This is a genomic window from Streptomyces sp. NPDC051064, from assembly GCF_044455985.1.
Classification (GTDB): Bacteria; Actinomycetota; Actinomycetes; order Streptomycetales; family Streptomycetaceae; genus Streptomyces.
Genome location: NZ_JBITFK010000002.1, coordinates 383,699 through 403,228, shown reverse-complemented (window position 1 = coordinate 403,228; position 19,530 = coordinate 383,699). Strand labels below are relative to the sequence as shown.

Genomic DNA, 19,530 nt, shown 5'->3' with positions numbered 1-19,530 from the left:
GGGTCAGGCGGCCTTCTGCTTGTCACGCAGGCGGTTGAGCAGGGTGCTGCGCCTGGTGTCCATCATCGTCAGGGTGTGGTCGAGCACCTGCTGCGGCATGCGGTGCAGCGCGGCTGCCGACTCGTGGCGCAGACGCCGGAACGTCGCGGGTTCGTAGGCGTCCGCCTTCTCGTTGTGGAAGGCGATCATCGCGCAGTAGGTGCGGACCGCCTTGGGAAGGAGGATCTCCGCGTCCGGGTCCTCGAGGATCTCGTCGATCAGCGTGTCGTAGGCGGGGAAGAAGTCCAGCTGGCGGGAGTCCTTGATCTGCGTCAGGGACGTGGTCACGCCGCGCCGGTAGAAGATGCCGTACAGGTTGAGCGCGGCGTAGGTGCGGGCCCGCAGGTGCAGCTGCCAGATCCACAGCCGGTCCTCCGCGGTGCGCAGCCGGGTGGTGAAGCGGTGGCCGCCGTCCTCGAAGAGCCGCCGGTGGTAGACGCCCGCCCATACGAAGGGGTAGTCGACCATGGTCTCCCACTCGGGAGCCGCGATGCCCTCGCGTGGGTCCAGCACCGTGTCACGGAGCCGGGCGGGCGCGCGCTTCACGACGCGGCTGGTCCCGGTGGCCTGGACGTGGTCGGTGCGGGCGAAGTCGCAGTCCAGCTCGGCGGCGGCGTGCAGCAGCCGGCCCAGGTGGCCGGGGGCGTACCAGTCGTCGCCGTCGAGGAAGGTGACGAAGTCGCCCCGGGCCGCGTCGATGCCGCTGTTGCGGGCCGCCGCGATGCCCACGTTCGTCTCGTGCCGGATGACCTCGGCGTGCGGGAGTCTGTCGGCCCAGCGGTCGACGACGGCCGGCGTCTCGTCCGTGGAGCAGTCGTCGACCAGCAGGAACTCGATGTCCGGGCCCGCGTTACGGGCAAGACTGCCCAGCGTCGTGTCGGCGTAGGCGCCGACATTGTGGAACGGAACGACAACGGACAGCTTCGGCACGCGGGCCCTCACCTTCGATCATGGTCCGCACACGCTAGTGACGCGGATGAAGGGGCGGGTGTCGCACGGCCCGACGAACGGTGAACTCTGGGCGTCGTCGAAGTGACCCCCACCGGGGCCGGCAGCGCGAGGGCCTTTCGGGCCCGCCGGGGAGGGCAGGCGGCTCTTCGACGTCTTCCAGGGCCCGCACTTCACCCTGCTCGCGGTCTCCACAGACGCCGCACCGCCCGCCCACGACGGCGAGCTGCTGCGGACCGTCCGCACGGAGGCATGCGACGCCTACGGCAAGGGCCTGTTCCTGATCCGGCCCGACGGCTACATCGGCTGGGCGGGCGAGGACACCACGGGGCTCGCGGAGTACGCCGGACCGCTGGGCCTTGACCTCAACTTTGCTTGAGGTCCTACGGTCCAGGACATGGACTACTCACATGACGACGCAGGACTGGCACGGCAGCCCATCGGCTACTGGAGCTGGGCGGCCCACGACGCGACCGTGACCCACATCCGGGCCGCACTGGCCGAACACGGCCTGACCCAACCCCCCTGGTGGGTCCTCAACCAGCTCACCGAAGCGGACGAACGCGGCCGCCCGCGCGCCGAGGTAGTCGCGATGCTCCGCGGCTATCTGAACGTCGGCGACTCCCTGGAGCCCGAGATCGACGCCCTCATCGCCCAGGGTCTCGTCACCGAGGACCCCACCACCCGCCTGCGGCTGACCGCCGAAGGACACGTGCTGCGCGACAAGGCGGCAGAACGGGTCGGCAGGGCGCTCGCGGAGATTCACGCCGGCATCCCCGACGAGGAGTTCGTCGCCGCGCTCAAGGTCCTCCAGCGCATGATCCACAACGTGGGCGGGAAGGCCTGGCACCACTGACCCACGCCGAGCTCACACGCTGCTGAACGACAGCTTCGCCGCGAACCCGAGGAACAGCACACCCGCCGCCGAAGTGGCCCCCGCCGACAGCCGCTTCCGGCGGCGGAAGGCGGCGGCCAGGCGGGTGCCGCCGAATATGAGAGCCGTGAGGTAGAGGAAGCTGCCGATCTGCAGCAGCGTCCCCAGCAGCAGGAAGGAAAGCCCCGGATAGGCGTAACCCGGATCGACGAACTGCACGAAGAAGGAGATGAGGAAGAGGATCAGCTTGGGATTCAACAGGCTGACCACGAGCGCCCGCCGGTAGGGATGCTCAGCGTCCTTCGCGGGTGCCTCGTCCTCCACCGCCAGCTCGGTCATGTGCTGGTGCCGCTCGCGCCACATCGACATGGCCGTCCGCATCATCCCGATCGCCATCCAGGTCAGATAACCCGCGCCGGCGAACTTGACGACCGCGAAGAGCAGGGGTGTCGTCTGCAGCAGCGAGGCGGCGCCCAGCGCGGACAGCGTCATCAGGATCGTGTCCCCGGTCCACACCCCGGCGGCGGCCACATAACCGGTGCGCACCCCGCGCCTGGCGGCGACGGAGAGCACGTACAGCGAATTCGGCCCCGGCAGCAGAATGATCAGCACAAGGCCGGCGAGATAGGTCGGAAGATCGGTGACACCCAGCATGAAACGGAGTGTCGCACGCGGGTACGACACCCTGTCCGGGCCGTCCGGAATGCGGCCGGTCAGTCCTCGTCGCCGTCCAGCAGACGGTCCACGGAGAGCTCCATCTCCACCCCGACCACGTCCGGCACGGTGAACGACATGCCCCGCTTGTGGGGCGTCCGGTTCCTGTACTCGCCGCCGCGCGGGTCGGTGCAGACCAGCACCTGGTCGTGCTTGCGGTCGGCCACCACATAGACCGGGATGCCGGCCTGGGCGTAGCCCTCGACCTTGGGGCCGAGATCGTCCGCCCAGTTGGTCGAGGTGACCTCCAGGACCATGCGGAAGACGTGCGGGGCGTAGCAGTTCCTCATGACATGCGCGTCGCGGAAGTCGGACTCGACGACCGCGAGGTCAGGAATCGCGTAATCGTCCGGCCCGGTGGGCAGCCAGAGCCCAACCGCCTGGACCAGCCTCAACCCGACCCCGCGCGCTCTCGCACCGAATTCCTCGCTGAGCCAGGCCTTTCGGAGACCACTGTTCACGAGCCTGTCCACGGGCGGGGTCATTCGGCGGGAGATCACCCGCGAGGGTGGCTCAGCCCCTCAGAACGCGTCCGTCGGGACGTACGCCCCCCAGACCTCCCGCAGCGCGTCGCAGACCTCGCCCACCGTGGCCCGTGCCCTGAGCGCGTCCTTCATCGGGTAGAGCACGTTGTCCGTCCCCTCGGCCGCCTTCTTCAGCTCCGCCAGCGCCGCGTCCACCGCCCCCTGGTCGCGCTCGGCGCGGAGCTTCGCCAGGCGGGCCGCCTGCTGGGCCTCGATCGCCGGGTCGACGCGGAGCGGCTCGTACGGCTCCTCCTCGTCGAGGCGGAAGCGGTTGACGCCGACGACGACGCGTTCACCGCTGTCCGTCTCCTGGGCGATGCGGTAGGCGCTGCGCTCGATCTCACCCTTCTGGAAGCCGCGTTCGATGGCGTCGACCGCGCCGCCCATGTCCTCGACCTTGAGCATCAGTTCCAGCGCCGCCGCCTCGACGTCGTCGGTCATCTTCTCGACGACGTACGACCCGGCGAAGGGGTCCACCGTCGCCGTCACGTCCGTCTCGTACGCCAGGACCTGCTGGGTGCGCAGCGCGAGGCGGGCCGACTTGTCCGTCGGCAGGGCGATGGCCTCGTCGAACGAGTTGGTGTGCAGCGACTGCGTGCCGCCCAGGACCGCGCCCAGACCCTGCACGGCGACCCGGACCAGGTTGACCTCGGGCTGCTGGGCGGTGAGCTGGACCCCTGCGGTCTGGGTGTGGAAGCGCAGCATCAGGGACTTGGGGTTCTCCGCGCCGAACTCCTCCCGCATCACCTTCGCCCAGATCCGGCGCGCGGCACGGAATTTGGCGACCTCCTCGAGGATCGTCGTACGGGCGACGAAGAAGAAGGAGAGCCGCGGCGCGAAGTCGTCCACGTCCATGCCGGCCGAGACGGCGGTGCGGACGTACTCGATGCCGTCCGCGAGGGTGAAGGCGATCTCCTGCGCGGGCGAGGCGCCGGCCTCCGCCATGTGGTAGCCGGAGATGGAGATCGTGTTCCACCTCGGGATCTCGGCCCGGCAGTACTTGAAGATGTCGGCGATCAGCCGCAGCGAGGGCTTCGGCGGGAAGATGTACGTGCCCCGGGCGATGTACTCCTTGAGCACGTCGTTCTGGATGGTGCCCGTCAGCCGGTCCGCCGGGACGCCCTGCTCCTCCGCGACCAGTTGGTAGAGCAGGAGGAGGAGCGCGGCCGGGGCGTTGATGGTCATCGAGGTGGAGACCTCGTCCAGCGGGATCCCGCCGAACAGGACGCGCATGTCGTCGAGCGAGTCGATCGCCACGCCGACCTTGCCGACCTCACCTGAGGCGATGGGGGCGTCCGAGTCGTGCCCCATCTGGGTGGGCAGGTCGAACGCGACGGAGAGTCCGGTCGTGCCGTTGGCGATGAGCTGCTTGTAGCGGGCGTTGGACTCGGTGGCGGTGCCGAATCCCGCGTACTGCCGCATCGTCCACGGCCGTCCCGTGTACATCGACGGATACACCCCACGCGTGAAGGGGAAGGCGCCCGGCTCGCCGAGCTTCTCCTCGGCCCGCCAGCCGTCGAGCGCCTCCGGCCCGTAGACCGGCTCGATGGGCAGTCCCGACTCGGACTCACGCGTCATTGCTGTGCCTCCCGCTCAAGCTACTTATCGGTAACAACCTCGCGACGGACTTTAGCCCCCGGCGCGGCGGCCCTCGGGAGCCCTCCGCTGGGACCTTGCTCACAGCCATACCGGGAAAGCCTGGACGCATGTCTCCCATCATGGACAGGATTCGGCAACCGGGCAGGACGGGAATCCGTCTCATGAGATATCCGTGCCGCGCGAAGGGTCACGCGCGACCGGGCGGTGACGGGCGAAAACCAGGGGGCCGACGATGAGACGCACACGGACGGACAGATTCACGCGCGGGGTGCGCGCCGCGGGCGCGGCCGCCGTGGGCGTACTCGCACTGGTCACGCTGACGGCGGGCTGCAAGGTCGAGACGGTGGGAGCGGCGGAGCCCACCGCTCTCCCGGCGGAGACGTCCTCACCCCCCTCGTCCTCGCCCTCACCGGACGACGCCAAGCCGGGCGGCGACCAGGCGAGCCCCTCGGCCACTCCCTCCCGGACACCGAGCGCGCGCCCCTCTCCACAGCCCAGCACCCTGATGTCCGTCGGCGACCGGAGCAAGCGCGTACGGGAGCTCCAGGCCCGGCTGCGTCAGATCGGCCACTTCGACCGCAGCCCCACCGGGTACTACGGCACCGCGACCGTCGCGTCCGTGCAGTCCTTCCAGGGCAAGCGGGGCCTGGCCCGCACGGGGCGGACCGACACGGTGACCTGGGAGCGGCTGCTGGCGATGACGCGCCGGCCGACGGCGAAGGAGCTCGACCCGCCGGCCACGCCGGCGGCCGCGAAGCCCGACGCCCGCTGCATGAAGGGCCGAGTCCTGTGCATCAGCAAGAACAGCCGCACGCTGTCCTGGATCATCGACGGCAGGATCGTCTCGACGATGGACGTGCGGTTCGGCTCGCAGTACACACCCACCCGTGAAGGCACCTTCTCGGTGTACTGGAAGTCCCGCCACCACGTGTCGACGCTCTACGACTCCCCCATGCCGTACGCGATGTTCTTCAGCGGCGGCCAGGCGGTGCACTACTCGTCCGACTTCGCGGCGCGCGGTTACGACGGCGCCTCGCACGGCTGCGTGAACGTACGGGACGAAGGGAAGATCGCGTCGCTCTTCGCCCAGGTGCGGAACGGCGACAAGGTCGTCGTCCACCGGTAGTCCGTCCGACCCGAATCAGTGGTAGACGGTTCAACCGAATTGGGGGCGCGGGCGGGACCGGGGGAACGTGTCCCGCCCGCGCCGGATGCGCTGAGCCGAAGGTACGGGGGGAACCCCGGCTCGTTGCGCGGCCGATGACCAGTCGGCACTTACTACTGCGCCGGACCGCCGAAGAATGTTACTGCCGAGTTGTTCTCGCAGGTCAGCGCGTTGCCGACAGGGACGCGGACGTACTCGCGGTGGGCCCCGCCGCCGGCCGCTCACTGTCGTCCTGCGGCGCGTCGTCCTGCGTGGTCTCCTCGGACGGCGTACGGAAGGTGATCGCGGGCAGGGAGCTCTCGCCGTCCTTGCCGTCGTCCTGGCCGTTGTTCCTGTCGTCGTCCCGGCCGTCCTCACCGCTCCCGCCGTCACGGTCGTCCGTGCCGAGGAGGCGGTCGCAGAAGCGGCCCAGGCTGCGTTCACCGTCGGCCAGTTCGAGGAGCCGGGACCTCTCCTCCTGGCTCAGGGTGTTCTCGCGGTAGGCGCGGCAGGCCTTGACCGACTTCTTGAACACCTCGGCCTGGGAGCCTCCGGGCGCCTCGGGTGTGGCAGTGCCGTCCTGGGTTCCGCCGGTTCCGCTGTCCCGGCCGTGCTCCTCGCGGTCGGTCGCACCGCCGCCGTCCTGCCCGGTGCCCGGATCGCCTCCGGGCACCCCGCCGCCCGGCACGTCCGAGGGCGCCGGGGAGCTGGGCGCGCCGTGCGTTCCCGAGGGCAGCGGCGAAGGCGGTTCACCGGCGTCGGGCACCTCGACGCCCAGCTCCTCGGAAGACGCGGACGCCGAGACGGACGCGGCCGGAACGGGCGAGTCCTTGCCGCCGAACGGCGCGGGAAGCATGCCCGTGCCCCCGGCGACCGCCACCCCGCCGAGCGCGCACCCGGCGAGCGAGACGGCGAGGCCGTAGCGCAGCGGACGGGTCCATCGCGGGCGGCGGACCGGGGCCGTGCGCGCCGCCCCGATCCGTACGGTGTGCAGGGCGTCCGGCTGTCTCGCGATCCCGGTGGGGCTCACCGCTCCGGCCCGCTTCCCGCCCCGGGACGCCTCACGGAAGGCGGCCAGCACGGCGGCCTCACCGGGCAGTTCGTCGTCGGCCGGGCCGGGGGCACGCAGCGCACGCAGCGCCGCCTCCACCCGGCGGGCCTCGGTTCTCGCGTGATCGTCGACGGGCTCGACGGACACGCCACGGAGCAACATCTCCGCCGCGTCCGCATCAAGCCACTCGTGCTGCTCGTCGGCCATCACATGCCCTTCTGCGTCCACGGACGCGAATGCGTCACACCGGCGGGTGCCACCGCCCCCTGGCGGCCGGGGCGTTGTGCGGGTACGGCGCCGAGCTCCGCACCCGCCGCCGGAATTTCTTCCTCCGGGCCGTTGTCGGCGCCGACCAGCTCCGCCAGCCGTTTCAGCCCTCGGTGGGCGGCGGTGCGCACCGCGCCGGGACGCTTACCCAGCGTCCGCGCCGCGCTCTTCGCGTCGAGACCGATCACCACGCGGAGCACGACCGCCTCGGCCTGGTCCTGGGGCAGCTGAGCGATGAGGGACATGGTGCGCCCGGTGGCCAGCGACTCCAGTGCCTCGCCCGCGGTGTCGGACTCGGCGGGCTCACCGGCCAGTTCGCTCTCGTCGCCGCCGATCGCGGGGCGCCTGCCCCGCATCCGTATGTGGTCGAGCGAGCGGTTGCGCGCTATCCGGGCCGCCCAGCCGCGGAACCGGTCGGCGTCCCCGCTGAAGCGGTCGAGGTCACGCGCTATCTGCAGCCAGGACTCGGACGCCACGTCCTCGGCGTCCGGTTCACCGACCAGCGTCCGTATGTAGCCGAGCAGCCGTGGGTGCACGGCGCGGTACACAGTCCGGAAGGCGTCCTCGTCCCCGTCCTGTGCCGCGAGCACCGCGGCGGTCAGCTCCGCGTCGTCCCCCAGCACTCTCTCAACCCGCCCTGCTGATCCGAATCGTAGCTGGTCACCACTACTGCGCCACGCTGCGCGACTCAGCACGCTACGTGGTCGGACGGTGCCCCGTCCATGACTTGTACAACCCGCAACTGTCTCCTGACTCAGTGCGGTGTGACAGAAAACGCACCCGTGACGCTGAGATGAGTACGGGGTCGCTCTGCGGCCCCGTGGAAGACGGCCGGGGCCTCTCCTGTGGGGGGTGGCGGCCCCGGTCGTCGTCCCCTCCCCTCATGGCGTCACGTCGCTGGGCCGGCCACGGCCGCGAGCGCGGCGGGACATCACCGCGCGCAGCACCCGCCGGCCCTCGGTCGACAGATCCAGGGCCCGGCGCAGCCCCGCCGTACCGCCCGGCGTACCGGCGGTCTCGGCGAGGCCCTCCAGGATCGCGGACTGCCGGCGGAGTTCTCCCGTGACGAGAGGGCCACCGCCCACGGCGCCGTCGGCCCGACATGCCTCGGCCGTCCGCGCGCTGTCACCGGCCGGGAAGTCCGACTCCCGGTGGATGTCCAGCGCGAGGAGCGAGCAGGCGTCGGCCCATGCGCGCAGCGGCCCGGCGGCGAAGTCCCGGGGGGCGGTGGCCAGCAGCGCCCGGACGCGGGCCGTCGTGGCGTCCCGGCCCGCTCCGCCCTCCAGCGCCGCGTGGGCGGCGTCGAGCCGGGCAGCCCATTCCGCGCCGCTCTCGCAGCCCGCCCAGAGCGGGCGCAGCGGCTCGGGGCCGTCGTCTCCGTCCTCCGGCGGCGGAAGACAGCGGTCCAGACAGGCGACCGCGCTCGCCGCCAGACCTCGTTCGTCGGCACGAGCGATCAGCTCCAGCAGAGTCATCGACGCCTCCCCCATCGGTTCACCGTCCACTCGGTCGTCGGGGAGCACACCGCTTCCCGTTACCGCGTACAGCGTCAGTTGGCCGAAAAGCGTCACTCTTCCGACACGGGAGATCACAGCGGGACTCATTCGGACCGGCTCTCGATGCCCAGACGGTCCAGGAAAGCGAAGAAAAGTTCCTCCGCGGACCACTCGGGCCGCTCGATGCGCAGCAGTTCGAGCAGGGGGCCTTCGAGGACGCCCTGGCCGGATTCGGCCGCCCATGCGACGGCCCGCGCCGCGGCGTCCTCGGGTGGCAGGAAGAGGTCCTCCGGCGTCAGGCCGTCCCGGTCGATGTGCGCGGCCATGGGTGCCCTGCCGAGGCAGGCGTACCAGGACCCGCTGTGCGGCGCCGCCGCCTCGACGGCCACGCAGACACCGTCCATGACGAAGCCGAGGAGGACCGGCGCCCGTGCCGCGTCGGCGAGTGCGGTCATGCTGCCGAGCGACGGCTCGGTGGGGTGGGACCAGACCTGCCAGCCGTCCGCCCGGTACTCCCGCAGCGTGAGCCGTTCGCGCGCGTCGCGCAGCGCGGGGTGGCCGATGAGCGGCTCCCCGCTGCGGCCCACCAGATACAAGCCCCAGAAACCCACGTCGTGCTCCCCCCGCGGTCCGGTCCATTCTTCCCGCCCGGGTCCACGGGGAAGCGCGAAAACGGGTCAACTCAGGCGGGCGCAGGACCGGCCGGTGAGGGGGCGGACAGCGGGGTCACGCCGAGGGCCGCGCGCTCACCCTGCATCCGGGTCAGCTTCCGTACGAAGAGGATCGCGAGGACGGCCGCGGCGATGTCGAGCACATCGCCCACCAGGACCAGGCCGACCGCGTCCACGATCTCCGGCGACAGCCGGGTCTGCTCGTACTGCCTGCCCGCGTACTGGCTGAAGACCATCGAGAAGACCCAGACACCCCACCAGAGGTTCAGCGGTGCCATGGAGACGGTGCGCCAGGCGCCGTCCGGATTCGTCTGCGCGCTCGCGGTCCAGATGCCGCCCGCGACCCTGCGCGGCAGCCAGAAGTTGGCGACCGGGATGAACCACGCGCCGACCGCCCAGCCCGGCCGCATGGACTGCAGACCCGCGTCGAACACCTCGGCGTTGAGCCGGACCCTGCGGAACCAGAGGATGAAGAGCACGGCGGTGGCCATCATCGCGTTGCTCTGCAGAACGCCCACCCCGGCGTACCACTGCGCGGCGCGGTACGACCCGTCGCCGTCGAACACGAAGCCGTCGGTGACGACGGCGTACTCCCCGCGGAGGTTCAGCCCGGCCGCCACGGCCAGGAGGTCGGTGGCGATGACGATCCCGAGCAGGACGACGGCCGCCCTGGCGAGTCCTACGGGTGATCGCAGCCGGTGTCCCGCTTCCGCGGGCGGGGCCGGAGTCGCGGCCATCAGTCCGTTCGGCGGTGAGGGATACATGGCCGCACAGCGGGTGCAGCGCCCCACGGCCGACGCGATCGGTCTCAGTCCGCACTTGGTGCACTTCATGAAGCGGAGCCCCCCAGGCTTCGTCGGTAACGCACGAGCCGCGCGCCCCTCCCCAGGGCGCGCGGCATGCGGAACCTAGCCTCCCGCGGCGTCGCTGTCCACGGAGCCCCGGTCAGTCCGACGCGTCGACCTCGTCGGCGAGCCGCTCGAACTGTGCCCAGGTCAGCTTCGGCTCCCGCGGGTCCCACAGCTTCTGGGAGACCGCGTTGAGCGGCATCCGGATCCCCTCCGCCACCTGCGCCTGCGTCTGCGCGTTCGGGAAGTCGCCCCAGACCGCGAACCGGCCGCCCAGGATCTGCTTGGAATAGCGCTCGGCCACCGGCTCGGTTCCGCGCAGGACGAACGGTGTCCACTGCTCGTAGATCCGCTCACCCGTCGGGTACGTGAAGTCGTTGGGCTCGCCGAGCACGTAGTAGAGGTACTCGTCGTTGAGGTTGACCACCTTGCGGCCCTCGGCGAGGTAGGCCTGGGGCGGCCGGGCACCGATCTCCTTGCCCGTCCAGTACTCGACCTCGATGCCCTTGTCGCCGGCGACCGTCCCGCCGCTGAAGAAGCCGTCGTTCCACGCCTTGGGGATCTTCTTCGCCTCGGTGACGACCGCGGCGCGGTCGTTCAGCCAGCCCTCCGCCAGGTCCTGGACGGTGGCGTCGTCGCCGTACTTCTCCCGTGCGGCGGCGGCCAGCTGCGGGTAGGAGGCGGCCGGATCGCTCACGGTGAGCGCCTGGTACTCGTCCGCGCCGACGTGGAACCAGTCGCCGGGGAAGAGCTCCGCGTACTCCTTGATCAGGTCGTCGACGATCTGTGCCGCCTCGGGCTTCGAGATGTCGATGGCTCCCTCCCGCACGACTCCCTGCGTGTTCCGCAGCTGCAGGTCGGGGTGGGCCGCCAGGACGGCGCCCAGGTGTCCGGGCGAGTCGATCTCGGCGACGACCGTGATGTGGAGGCTCTGCGCGAGCTTCACGATCCGGCGGACCTCCGCCTTGGTGAGGTGCTCCTCGGAGACGACCTCGGGGTGCGTGTCGGACTCGATCCGGAAGGCCTGGTCGTCGGAGAAGTGGAGACCGAGCTGGTTGAGCTTGAGGTCGGCCATCTCGCGCAGCCGGTCCTCGATCCAGTCCGCGTCGTAGTGCTTGCGCGCGATGTCGAGGTTGAGCCCGCGCTGCGGGCGGTCGGGCGTGTCACGCACCACGCCCTCGGGCACGGTGTCGTCGGCGCTCAGCGACTGCTTGAGGGTGCGGGTCCCGTAGAAGACGCCCGCCTGGCCCGGACCGCTGATCGTGACCCGGTTGTCCTCGGTCCTCAGGGTGTAGGACTCCTGGCCTCCCTTGCCCCCGAGCGCCAGCTCGACGTCCCCGGAGCGGGCGGACTTCTCGCCCCGGTAGCCGATCTTCAGCTCCTGGGCGAGCAGTTTCGCCTCGTCGGCGAGCTCGGGGTCGGCAGCGACGACCGTGCTGTCCTTGGCCGGCTTCCAGCCCGGACCGCGCGCGGCGGTGTGCTCCCGGACCGCGGGTATCGTCCGCGGCGTCGTGGAGAGCGGGTAGCTCCGCGTGGGTGACGGGGACGCCGACGTACGGGACGAGGCCGACGCGCCGTTCCCCGCTCCGGGGCCGGAGTCCTCGGGCCAGACGACGACGGTGAGGGTGACGGCGGCTGCCACCGCGACGGCGGCGCCGGCGACCAGGGGTGCGCGTGAGGGCGACATCGGTCAGAAACCTCCGGATCGGGGGAGAAACAGTTCAAAGAAGATGAGAAAGTCGGGTATTTCCCCCGCTGAATCGTCCATCAAGCGTTCCGAAGCTCTCCCGTCCGGGTGAATTTCGCGCATCATTCGGCTGCGCGTCGCCCGTCCTCGATAGCGTGACGGCACACAAATTCAGCCCTCACTCCCACCCTCCGCGCAACCTCGTCACTCTCCGGCCCCTCTCCAGGGTCACAGATGTCATTCATTCGAGGAGTCCCGCTGTCCAGGTCCAGCGAGTCCCACGCCGGCCTGCCGAAACCACCGCAGCAGGCCTGGCCGACGGCCGTCCCCGTCCAGAGCCGGGGCCCTGCCCCGGCCCTTCGCGAGGCCCCGGTGGAGGCCCCCGTTCCGGAACCAGTGTCCGTGAGCCGGCGCCCAGATGCCCACTCGAGTGGCCTCGGCCGCTTCCACGCCTGGCCCCGGGACCTGGCCGAGGCCGCCCTGCTGGAGTGCTGCGGGAGCCGCCGCTGGGCGCAGCGGCTGGCCGCCCACCGCCCCTATCCGGACCTGGAGACGCTGCTCGCCGCCTCGGACGAGGCGGGATACGACCTCGGGCCCGCCGATCTGGCCGAGGCGCTCGCCGCGGAGAGCGCCCCCTGCCTGCGCCACGACGCGCCCCGGGCCGCCCATCTGGCGCTGCGCGCCGCGCACGCGGCGTACGAGAGCCGGTTCGGCCACGCCTTCGTGATCTGCCTCGACGGTCTGCGCCCCTCCCACCACGTCGACCAGGTGCTGGCCGCCATCCGAACCCGGCTGGCGCACGAACCGGACGAGGAGCGCTCCCTGACCGCGGAGGAGATGCGGCGACTCGCCCGGTGCCGCATCATCGAGCTGGTGACGGAGGCGGGTCTGACGCCCGACCCGTTCCCCCCGGTGGCATATGACCCGCGGTAGCCCGTCCGTGCCTGTTTGACTGCCGCTTTGATCACACCGGAGCCCCCGCCGCAATGGAACCGACAAAGCGTCGCTACGATGGCCAGGGCCGGTGGACCGTACCCGGCCGGGTCAGACCGACAGTCAAGCCGGCCGACCCCAATCCCCGCTCCCGGAGGGTTCTTCCGTGCCGGCTGGAACGCTGTACCGCGGCCGGGAAGGCATGTGGTCCTGGGTGGCTCATCGAGTCACCGGTGTCCTCATTTTCTTCTTCCTGTTCGTACACGTCCTGGACACCGCTCTCGTGCGTGTCTCCCCCGAGGCGTACGACGACGTCGTGGCCACCTACAAGACCCCGCTCGTCGCACTGCTCGAGTACGGCCTGGTGGCCGCGATCCTGTTCCACGCGCTGAACGGTCTCCGCATCGTCGCCGTGGACTTCTGGTCCAAGGGCGCGCGCTATCAGAAGCAGATGCTCTGGACCGTCCTGGGCATCTGGATCGTGCTGATGGTCGGGGCCCTGTACCCCGTCCTCGGTCACGCCGTACGTGAAGTCTTCGGGAGCTGAGGCCGATGTCCACCGAGACTCCTTCCACCGCGATCGGTGACGTCGAGGGCGTAAGCCTGTACGACGTCGACAACCCGGCCCCGGTGATCGAGCCCCCGCGTAAGCGCACGGGCAAGACCCCCAAGGGTTCGCGCACGAACTTCGAGATGTACGCCTGGCTCTTCATGCGCCTGTCGGGCATCGTGCTGGTCGTCCTCGTCATCGGCCACCTGCTGATCCAGCTGGTGCTCGACGGCGGCGTGTCCAAGATCGGCTTCGCCTTCGTCGCGGGCCGATGGGCCTCGCCGTTCTGGCAGGTCTGGGACCTGGCGATGCTGTGGCTCGCCATGCTTCACGGCGCCAACGGCCTCCGTACGGTCATCAACGACTACGCCGAACGGGACAACACCCGCTTCTGGCTGAAGATGCTCCTGTACACCGCCACGGTGTTCACCGTCCTGCTGGGCACGCTGGTGATCTTCACCTTCGACCCGAACATCCGCTAGGCGCCGGGACAGAGGGACCAGAGGGAAACCATGCAGATCCACAAGTACGACACCGTCATCGTCGGCGCCGGCGGCGCCGGCATGCGCGCGGCCATCGAGTCGACCAAGCGCAGCCGCACCGCCGTGCTGACGAAGCTCTACCCCACCCGCTCCCACACGGGCGCCGCGCAGGGCGGCATGGCCGCCGCGCTGGCCAACGTGGAGGAGGACAACTGGGAGTGGCACACCTTCGACACGATCAAGGGCGGCGACTACCTGGTCGACCAGGACGCCGCCGAGATCCTGGCGAAGGAGGCCATCGACGCGGTCCTCGACCTCGAGAAGATGGGCCTGCCGTTCGGCCGTACGCCCGAGGGCAAGATCGACCAGCGCCGCTTCGGCGGTCACTCCCGCAACCACGGTGAGGCCCCGGTCCGCCGCGCCTGCTACTCGGGCGACCGCACCGGCCACATGATCCTCCAGACGCTGTACCAGAACTGCGTCAAGGAGGGCGTGGAGTTCTTCAACGAGTTCTACGTCCTGGACCAGCTGGTCGTCGAGGTGGACGGCGTCAAGAAGTCCGCCGGCGTCGTCGCCTACGAGCTGGCCACCGGCGAGATCCACGTCTTCCAGGCGAAGTCGGTCATCTACGCCTCGGGCGGCACCGGCAAGTTCTTCAAGGTGACGTCGAACGCGCACACCCTGACCGGTGACGGCCAGGCCGCCTGCTACCGCCGTGGCCTTCCGCTGGAGGACATGGAGTTCTTCCAGTTCCACCCGACGGGCATCTGGCGCATGGGCATCCTGCTGACGGAGGGCGCCCGTGGTGAGGGCGGCATCCTCCGCAACAAGGACGGCGAGCGCTTCATGGAGAAGTACGCGCCGGTCATGAAGGACCTCGCGTCCCGTGACGTCGTGTCCCGCTCCATCTACACGGAGATCCGTGAGGGCCGCGGCTGCGGTCCCGAGGGCGACCACGTCTACCTCGACCTCACGCACCTCCCGCCGGAGCAGCTGGACGCGAAGCTCCCGGACATCACCGAGTTCGCGCGTACGTACCTCGGTATCGAGCCCTACACGGACCCGATCCCGATCCAGCCGACCGCGCACTACGCCATGGGCGGCATCCCGACCAACGTCGAGGGCGAGGTGCTGGCCGACAACACCACCGTCGTCCCGGGCCTGTACGCCGCCGGCGAGGTCGCCTGTGTCTCCGTGCACGGCGCCAACCGCCTGGGCACCAACTCGCTGCTCGACATCAACGTCTTCGGACGCCGGTCGGGCATCGCCGCCGCCGAGTACTCCGCGAAGAACGACTTCGTCGAGCTTCCCGAGAACCCGGCACAGCTGGTCCAGGACCAGGTCGAGCGGCTGCGCAACTCGACGGGCACCGAGCGGGTCCACGCGCTCCGCACGGAGCTGCAGGAGTGCATGGACGCCAACGTGATGGTGTTCCGTACCGAGCAGACCATCAAGACGGCGGTCGACAAGATCGCCGAACTGCGGGCGCGCTACCTCAACGTGTCCATCCAGGACAAGGGCAAGCGGTTCAACACGGACCTGCTGGAGGCCATCGAGCTGGGCAACCTGCTCGACCTGGCCGAGGTCATGGCGACCTCCGCTCTGGCCCGCAAGGAGTCCCGCGGCGGTCACTACCGCGAGGACTACCCGAACCGCGACGACGTCAACTTCATGCGCCACACCATGGCGTACCGCGAGGTCGCGGACGACGGCACCGAGTCGATCCGGCTCGACTACAAGCCGGTCGTCACGACCCGCTACCAGCCGATGGAGCGTAAGTACTGATGGCTACCCCGACCCTGGACAAGACCGACAAGGCCGAGGCGGGCTTCGCCGACTCCCCGTACATCACGGCCACGTTCCGGATCCGCCGCTTCAACCCCGAGGTCTCCGACGAGGCCCAGTGGCAGGACTTCCAGATCTCGATCGACCCGAAGGAGCGTGTGCTCGACGCCCTTCACAAGATCAAGTGGGAGATGGACGGCACCCTGACGTTCCGCCGCTCCTGCGCGCACGGCATCTGCGGCTCCGACGCGATGCGGATCAACGGCAAGAACAGGCTCGCCTGCAAGACGCTGATCAAGGACATCAACCCGGAGAAGCCGATCACGGTCGAGGCCATCAAGGGCCTCACGGTCCTCAAGGACCTCGTGGTCGACATGGACCCGTTCTTCCAGGCCTACCGCGATGTCATGCCCTTCCTCATCACCAAGGGCAACGAGCCGACGCGTGAGCGTCTGCAGTCCCCCGAGGACCGCGAGCGCTTCGACGACACCACCAAGTGCATCCTGTGCGCCGCGTGCACGTCCTCGTGCCCGGTGTTCTGGAACGACGGCCAGTACTTCGGCCCGGCGGCCATCGTCAACGCGCACCGATTCATCTTCGACTCGCGTGACGAGGGCGGGGAGCAGCGCCTGGAGATCCTCAACGACCGTGACGGTGTGTGGCGTTGCCGCACGACGTTCAACTGCACGGACGCCTGCCCGCGTGGCATCGAGGTCACCAAGGCGATCCAGGAAGTGAAGCGCGCGCTGATCACCCGTCGCTTCTGACCCACGCGTCGCACCGGAGGCCCCGCTTCCCGCACGGACTGTGCGGGAAGCGGGGCCTCTTGGTGCGTCGGGCGGGCCGGGACGGTACGGTCGTGCGGAGCCGTCGACCGGCTCGCCCTCTCCCGGCGCAGGACAGCACGGGAGCAGATGGATTGATGGAGAACGGGGAACGTCGTGAGCGATCCGAATCCGTACGCGGACGACTCATACAAGTGGGGCCCGCCCCAGCCGCCGGGCAACCCGCCCACGATGCCGGACGGCCAGGGTTACGGCTATCCGGCGCCGGGCGCCGCTCCGACGTACGGCTATCCGCAGCCGCTGCCCGACTCCGCGGCCCAGCCCGGTCCCGGTTACGGCTATCCGGGCCCCGGACAGCCGACGGAGCCCGGCTTCAACCTGCCGGTGCAGCAGGGCGGCGGCGGAGTCCCGGTGCTCTCGCTCGGTGACATCACGGTGATGAACGACGGCATCGTGACCCCGTCGGGCACCCTGCCGCTCAAGGGCGCGGTGTGGACGGCGACCGACATGTCGCGCACGGAGGAGAAGATCCCGACCGTGGGCATCGTGCTCGCGATCGTCTTCGCGCTGTTCTGCCTCATCGGTCTGCTGTTCCTCCTGATGAAGGAGAAGCGCACGACCGGCTTCGTGCAGATCACGGTCACCAGCGGCGGCCGGCACCACCAGACGATGATCCCGGCGACGGGCCCCGAGACCTTCCAGTGGGTCATGTCGCAGGTGAACACCGCGCGTTCGATGAGCGCCTGAGTCCGGGACGGCCGCTCCTCCTCGCCCGGTTAGCCTTGGGACCGTGGTGGAGCAAGAGAAGAAGGCGCCGAAGAGCGAGCAGACCCGCACCCTGATCCTGGAGACCGCGCTCCGGCTCTTCGAGGAGCGGGGGTACGACCGGACGACGATGCGGGCGATCGCCCAGGAGGCCGGCGTCTCCGTCGGGAACGCCTACTACTACTTCTCCTCCAAGGAACACCTGGTCCAGGGCTTCTACGACCGGATCGCCGCCGAGCACGAGGCGGCGGTCCAGCCGGTCCTGGCCGGCGAGACGGATCTCGCCCTGCGCATCCGGGGCGTGCTGCTCCGCTGGCTGGACGTGGCCGAGCCGTACCACCGCTTCGCCGCCCAGTTCTTCAAGAACGCCGCCGACCCGGAGAGCCCGCTCTCCCCCTTCTCGGAGGAGTCCGTGGGCGCCCGCGAGGCGGTGATCTCCGTGCACGAGCGGTGCCTGGCCGGATCCAGCACCAAGTACGACCCCGAACTGGGCGTCATACTGCCGCAGTTGATGTGGCTGATGCAGATGGGCCTGGTGCTGTTCTGGGTCTACGACCGGTCCGAGGGCACCGGCCGCAGCCGCCGGCTCGTCGAGCGCACCGCACCGATCGCCGCCCGGGCCATCGCGCTCTCCCGCTTCCGGGTGCTGCGGCCGCTCGTGCGGCAGATCCACGACGTCCTGGTGGAGTTCCTGCCCGGGGCGCGCGGCGCCCAGGACGTCAGATCCAGCTGAGTTCCCACAGCCGCCAGATCCCGGTGCCGTCGGAGAGGTACTGGGACCCGGACACGGACTGCTTGCTGACGACGTAGTCCTTCTTCTGCCACAGCGGGACCAGCGGCACGTCCTCGCCGACCAGCTTCTGCATCTCCTTGAAGTCGTCCGAGGTCCGGCCGCGGTCGCTGTACTGCTGCGTGGCCGCGATCAGGGCGTCCATCTTCTCGCTGCTGTAGCCGTTGTGGAGGGAGTTCTCGCTGCCGACCAGGGGCTGGCTGAAGGTGTCGGGGTCCGGGTAGTCGGGGAGCCATCCCAGGGTGTACGCGTCGTACTCACCGGCCGCGTAGCCCTTCTGGAAGGCCTGCCACTCGACGGCCTTCTCCTTGACCTCGAAGAGCCCGTCCTTCTCCAGCTGGCGGACCAGCTCGGCGGACTCCGCCTTGTTGGCGTCGTCATCGCGGTGGGCGAAGGTGATGTGCAGCGGAAGATCCACACCGGCCTCCTCCATCAGCTCCCTGGCCCGGTCCGGGTCCGACTCCGGGTAGGAGTCGAAGAAGGGGGTGCTGTGCCCGATGTAGCCCTGCGGGATCAGGGAGTACAGCGGTTCGACGGTGCTCCGGTAGGCCTTGGTGACCAGCGGCCCGCGGTCGATGAGCCAGGCGATGGCCTGGCGGACCTTCTTGTCCGCGAGCGGCGCGCCGTCCCGGACGTTGAAGACGAGGTTGCGGATCTCCGCGCTGTCCGCCTCGGTGACGCGCTGGTCATCGGCGGCCGGGTCGAGCTCGGCGAGCTGCTCGGAGGGGAGCTGGCGGTGGGTGACATCGACGTCCCCGGCCGTCCAGGCCGCCTGGAGCGCCTCGGACCCCTCGAAGTAGCGGATGTCGACCGCGACACCCGTCTTCTTCAGCGCGCCCTTGTACGCCGGGTTGGGCACCAGCTCGGCCTGGACGCCGGGCTCGAACGACTTGAGGGTGTACGGGCCCGAACCGTCGACCTGGCCGCCCGTGCGGAGCTTGTCCTTCGGGTACCGGGTGGGGTCGACGATGGACCCGGCGCCCGTGGCCAGCTTCTGCGGGAACGTCGCGTCCCTGGCCGAGAGGTTGAAGGTGATCGTGCGGCCCTCGGTCACGATGGAGTCGAGGCTGGGGAACAGCACCGAGGGCCCCGCGTCCGCCTTGATCCTGAGCATGCGCTCGAAGGAGTACTTGACGTCCTCGGCCGTGATCTTGCGGCCGTTGGAGAAGGTCAGGTCGTCCCGCAGGCTGCACTGGTAGGTCTGGAGCTTCTGGCCGACGAAGTCGCAGCTCTCGGCGGCGTCCGGTTCCGGCACGACCGCCCCGGGCCTGAAGGTCATCAGGGACTGGTAGAGGTTGCTGTAGATCGCCCAGGAGCCGGCGTCGTACGCACCGGCCGGGTCGAGCGAGGTGACCTCGTCGGACGTTCCGACCGTGATCGGGAACTCGTTCACCTCGTCCGAGGGAAGCAGCTGCCAGGCGCCGACGCCCGCGATGACCAATACCGCCAGAATCGCGAGAATCCGTAGACGGATGAACCGCATGTGCCGTGCTCCCTTGCCAACCCCACCCCGGCTCACGTGCACAGAGAGGCACATCATCGCCGCATGATCACCCTTACCCAATCACACGATATTCA

The 19,530-nt window shown here is 69.8% G+C and carries 20 protein-coding genes and 1 pseudogene; 10 read left to right on the top strand and 11 right to left on the bottom strand.

Annotation, left to right across the window (positions count from 1 at the left end; all coding sequences use genetic code 11):
- Positions 1-3: 3 nt before the first annotated feature.
- Positions 4-969, bottom strand: coding sequence for a glycosyltransferase family 2 protein (locus tag ACIBCU_RS08675; RefSeq protein ID WP_399230186.1), 966 nt, complete (start codon positions 967-969; stop codon positions 4-6).
- 157 nt (positions 970-1,126) lie between these two features.
- On the opposite strand from ACIBCU_RS08675, the pseudogene ACIBCU_RS08670 reads away from it, so the two are divergent.
- Both ACIBCU_RS08670 and ACIBCU_RS08665 read left to right on the top strand, forming a co-directional pair.
- Positions 1,127-1,366: pseudogene (locus ACIBCU_RS08670) on the top strand (pentachlorophenol monooxygenase); the annotation flags it as partial.
- 18 nt (positions 1,367-1,384) lie between these two features.
- On the top strand, positions 1,385-1,843 hold the full coding sequence (locus ACIBCU_RS08665) for a MarR family winged helix-turn-helix transcriptional regulator (protein ID WP_362935481.1): 459 nt from the start codon (positions 1,385-1,387) through the stop codon (positions 1,841-1,843).
- Between the two features lie 12 nt (positions 1,844-1,855).
- Here ACIBCU_RS08665 and leuE read toward each other — a convergent pair whose 3' ends face one another.
- Genes leuE through ACIBCU_RS08650 form a run of 3 tightly spaced genes read right to left on the bottom strand, consistent with a single transcriptional unit; the run spans position 1,856 to position 4,677 of the window.
- On the bottom strand, positions 1,856-2,515 hold the full coding sequence (gene leuE, locus ACIBCU_RS08660) for a leucine efflux protein LeuE (RefSeq protein WP_362935478.1): 660 nt from the start codon (positions 2,513-2,515) through the stop codon (positions 1,856-1,858).
- 59 nt (positions 2,516-2,574) lie between these two features.
- On the bottom strand, positions 2,575-3,036 hold the full coding sequence (locus ACIBCU_RS08655; protein WP_399230183.1) for a Uma2 family endonuclease: 462 nt from the start codon (positions 3,034-3,036) through the stop codon (positions 2,575-2,577).
- Between the two features lie 60 nt (positions 3,037-3,096).
- On the bottom strand, positions 3,097-4,677 hold the full coding sequence (locus ACIBCU_RS08650) for a methylmalonyl-CoA mutase (protein ID WP_399230181.1): 1,581 nt from the start codon (positions 4,675-4,677) through the stop codon (positions 3,097-3,099).
- A 253-nt stretch (positions 4,678-4,930) separates the two neighbouring features.
- Here ACIBCU_RS08650 and ACIBCU_RS08645 point away from each other — a divergent pair, with 253 nt between their 5' ends.
- A complete protein-coding gene (locus ACIBCU_RS08645; protein WP_399230179.1) occupies positions 4,931-5,824 on the top strand; it encodes a L,D-transpeptidase family protein in 894 nt (297 codons plus the stop codon).
- A 202-nt stretch (positions 5,825-6,026) separates the two neighbouring features.
- Here the strand turns inward: ACIBCU_RS08645 and ACIBCU_RS08640 are convergent, their stop codons facing one another.
- The 6 genes from ACIBCU_RS08640 to ACIBCU_RS08615 form a co-directional block, all read right to left on the bottom strand.
- A complete protein-coding gene (locus tag ACIBCU_RS08640; protein ID WP_399230177.1) occupies positions 6,027-7,100 on the bottom strand; it encodes a hypothetical protein in 1,074 nt (357 codons plus the stop codon).
- The gene (locus ACIBCU_RS08635; protein ID WP_362935463.1) at positions 7,100-7,783 is read right to left on the bottom strand and encodes an RNA polymerase sigma factor; all 684 of its coding nucleotides are present in this window, start codon (positions 7,781-7,783) and stop codon (positions 7,100-7,102) included. Before ACIBCU_RS08635 ends, ACIBCU_RS08640 begins: the two co-directional genes overlap by 1 nt.
- A 258-nt stretch (positions 7,784-8,041) precedes the next feature.
- Positions 8,042-8,635, bottom strand: coding sequence for a hypothetical protein (locus ACIBCU_RS08630; protein WP_399230174.1), 594 nt, complete (start codon positions 8,633-8,635; stop codon positions 8,042-8,044).
- A 125-nt stretch (positions 8,636-8,760) separates the two neighbouring features.
- Entirely contained in the window at positions 8,761-9,267 is a 507-nt protein-coding gene (locus tag ACIBCU_RS08625; RefSeq protein ID WP_362935460.1) for a hypothetical protein, read from the bottom strand.
- 71 nt (positions 9,268-9,338) lie between these two features.
- Positions 9,339-10,064 carry a DUF4328 domain-containing protein gene (locus tag ACIBCU_RS08620; RefSeq protein WP_362935458.1) on the bottom strand — a complete coding sequence of 242 codons (726 nt, stop codon included), beginning with the start codon at positions 10,062-10,064 and terminating at the stop codon, positions 9,339-9,341.
- Positions 10,065-10,272: 208 nt separating this feature from the next.
- Positions 10,273-11,862, bottom strand: a complete 1,590-nt coding sequence (locus ACIBCU_RS08615; RefSeq protein WP_399230172.1) for a glycoside hydrolase family 20 protein — start codon at positions 11,860-11,862, stop codon at positions 10,273-10,275.
- Positions 11,863-12,234: 372 nt separating this feature from the next.
- Here ACIBCU_RS08615 and ACIBCU_RS08610 point away from each other — a divergent pair, with 372 nt between their 5' ends.
- From ACIBCU_RS08610 to ACIBCU_RS08580, 7 genes are all read left to right on the top strand, one after another.
- Positions 12,235-12,795, top strand: a complete 561-nt coding sequence (locus tag ACIBCU_RS08610) for a 2-oxo-4-hydroxy-4-carboxy-5-ureidoimidazoline decarboxylase (RefSeq protein ID WP_399230880.1) — start codon at positions 12,235-12,237, stop codon at positions 12,793-12,795.
- 166 nt (positions 12,796-12,961) lie between these two features.
- Complete coding sequence (gene sdhC / locus ACIBCU_RS08605; protein ID WP_104788456.1) at positions 12,962-13,342, top strand: succinate dehydrogenase, cytochrome b556 subunit; 381 nt, start codon at positions 12,962-12,964, stop codon at positions 13,340-13,342.
- A gap of 5 nt (positions 13,343-13,347) precedes the next feature.
- Positions 13,348-13,827, top strand: coding sequence for a succinate dehydrogenase hydrophobic membrane anchor subunit (locus tag ACIBCU_RS08600; RefSeq protein WP_362935452.1), 480 nt, complete (start codon positions 13,348-13,350; stop codon positions 13,825-13,827).
- Positions 13,828-13,857: 30 nt separating this feature from the next.
- Complete coding sequence (sdhA, locus tag ACIBCU_RS08595) at positions 13,858-15,612, top strand: succinate dehydrogenase flavoprotein subunit (RefSeq protein WP_362935449.1); 1,755 nt, start codon at positions 13,858-13,860, stop codon at positions 15,610-15,612.
- Positions 15,612-16,379, top strand: coding sequence for a succinate dehydrogenase iron-sulfur subunit (locus ACIBCU_RS08590; protein WP_356737513.1), 768 nt, complete (start codon positions 15,612-15,614; stop codon positions 16,377-16,379). Before sdhA ends, ACIBCU_RS08590 begins: the two co-directional genes overlap by 1 nt.
- A 174-nt stretch (positions 16,380-16,553) precedes the next feature.
- Positions 16,554-17,144, top strand: a complete 591-nt coding sequence (locus ACIBCU_RS08585) for a hypothetical protein (RefSeq protein WP_362935446.1) — start codon at positions 16,554-16,556, stop codon at positions 17,142-17,144.
- Between the two features lie 43 nt (positions 17,145-17,187).
- The gene (locus ACIBCU_RS08580; protein WP_399230168.1) at positions 17,188-17,895 is read left to right on the top strand and encodes a TetR/AcrR family transcriptional regulator; all 708 of its coding nucleotides are present in this window, start codon (positions 17,188-17,190) and stop codon (positions 17,893-17,895) included.
- On the opposite strand, the gene ACIBCU_RS08575 is transcribed toward ACIBCU_RS08580, so the two are convergent.
- Complete coding sequence (locus tag ACIBCU_RS08575) at positions 17,882-19,435, bottom strand: ABC transporter substrate-binding protein (protein WP_399230165.1); 1,554 nt, start codon at positions 19,433-19,435, stop codon at positions 17,882-17,884. The two genes, ACIBCU_RS08580 and ACIBCU_RS08575, sit on opposite strands and share 14 nt — an antisense overlap.
- Between the last annotated feature and the right edge of the window lie 95 nt (positions 19,436-19,530).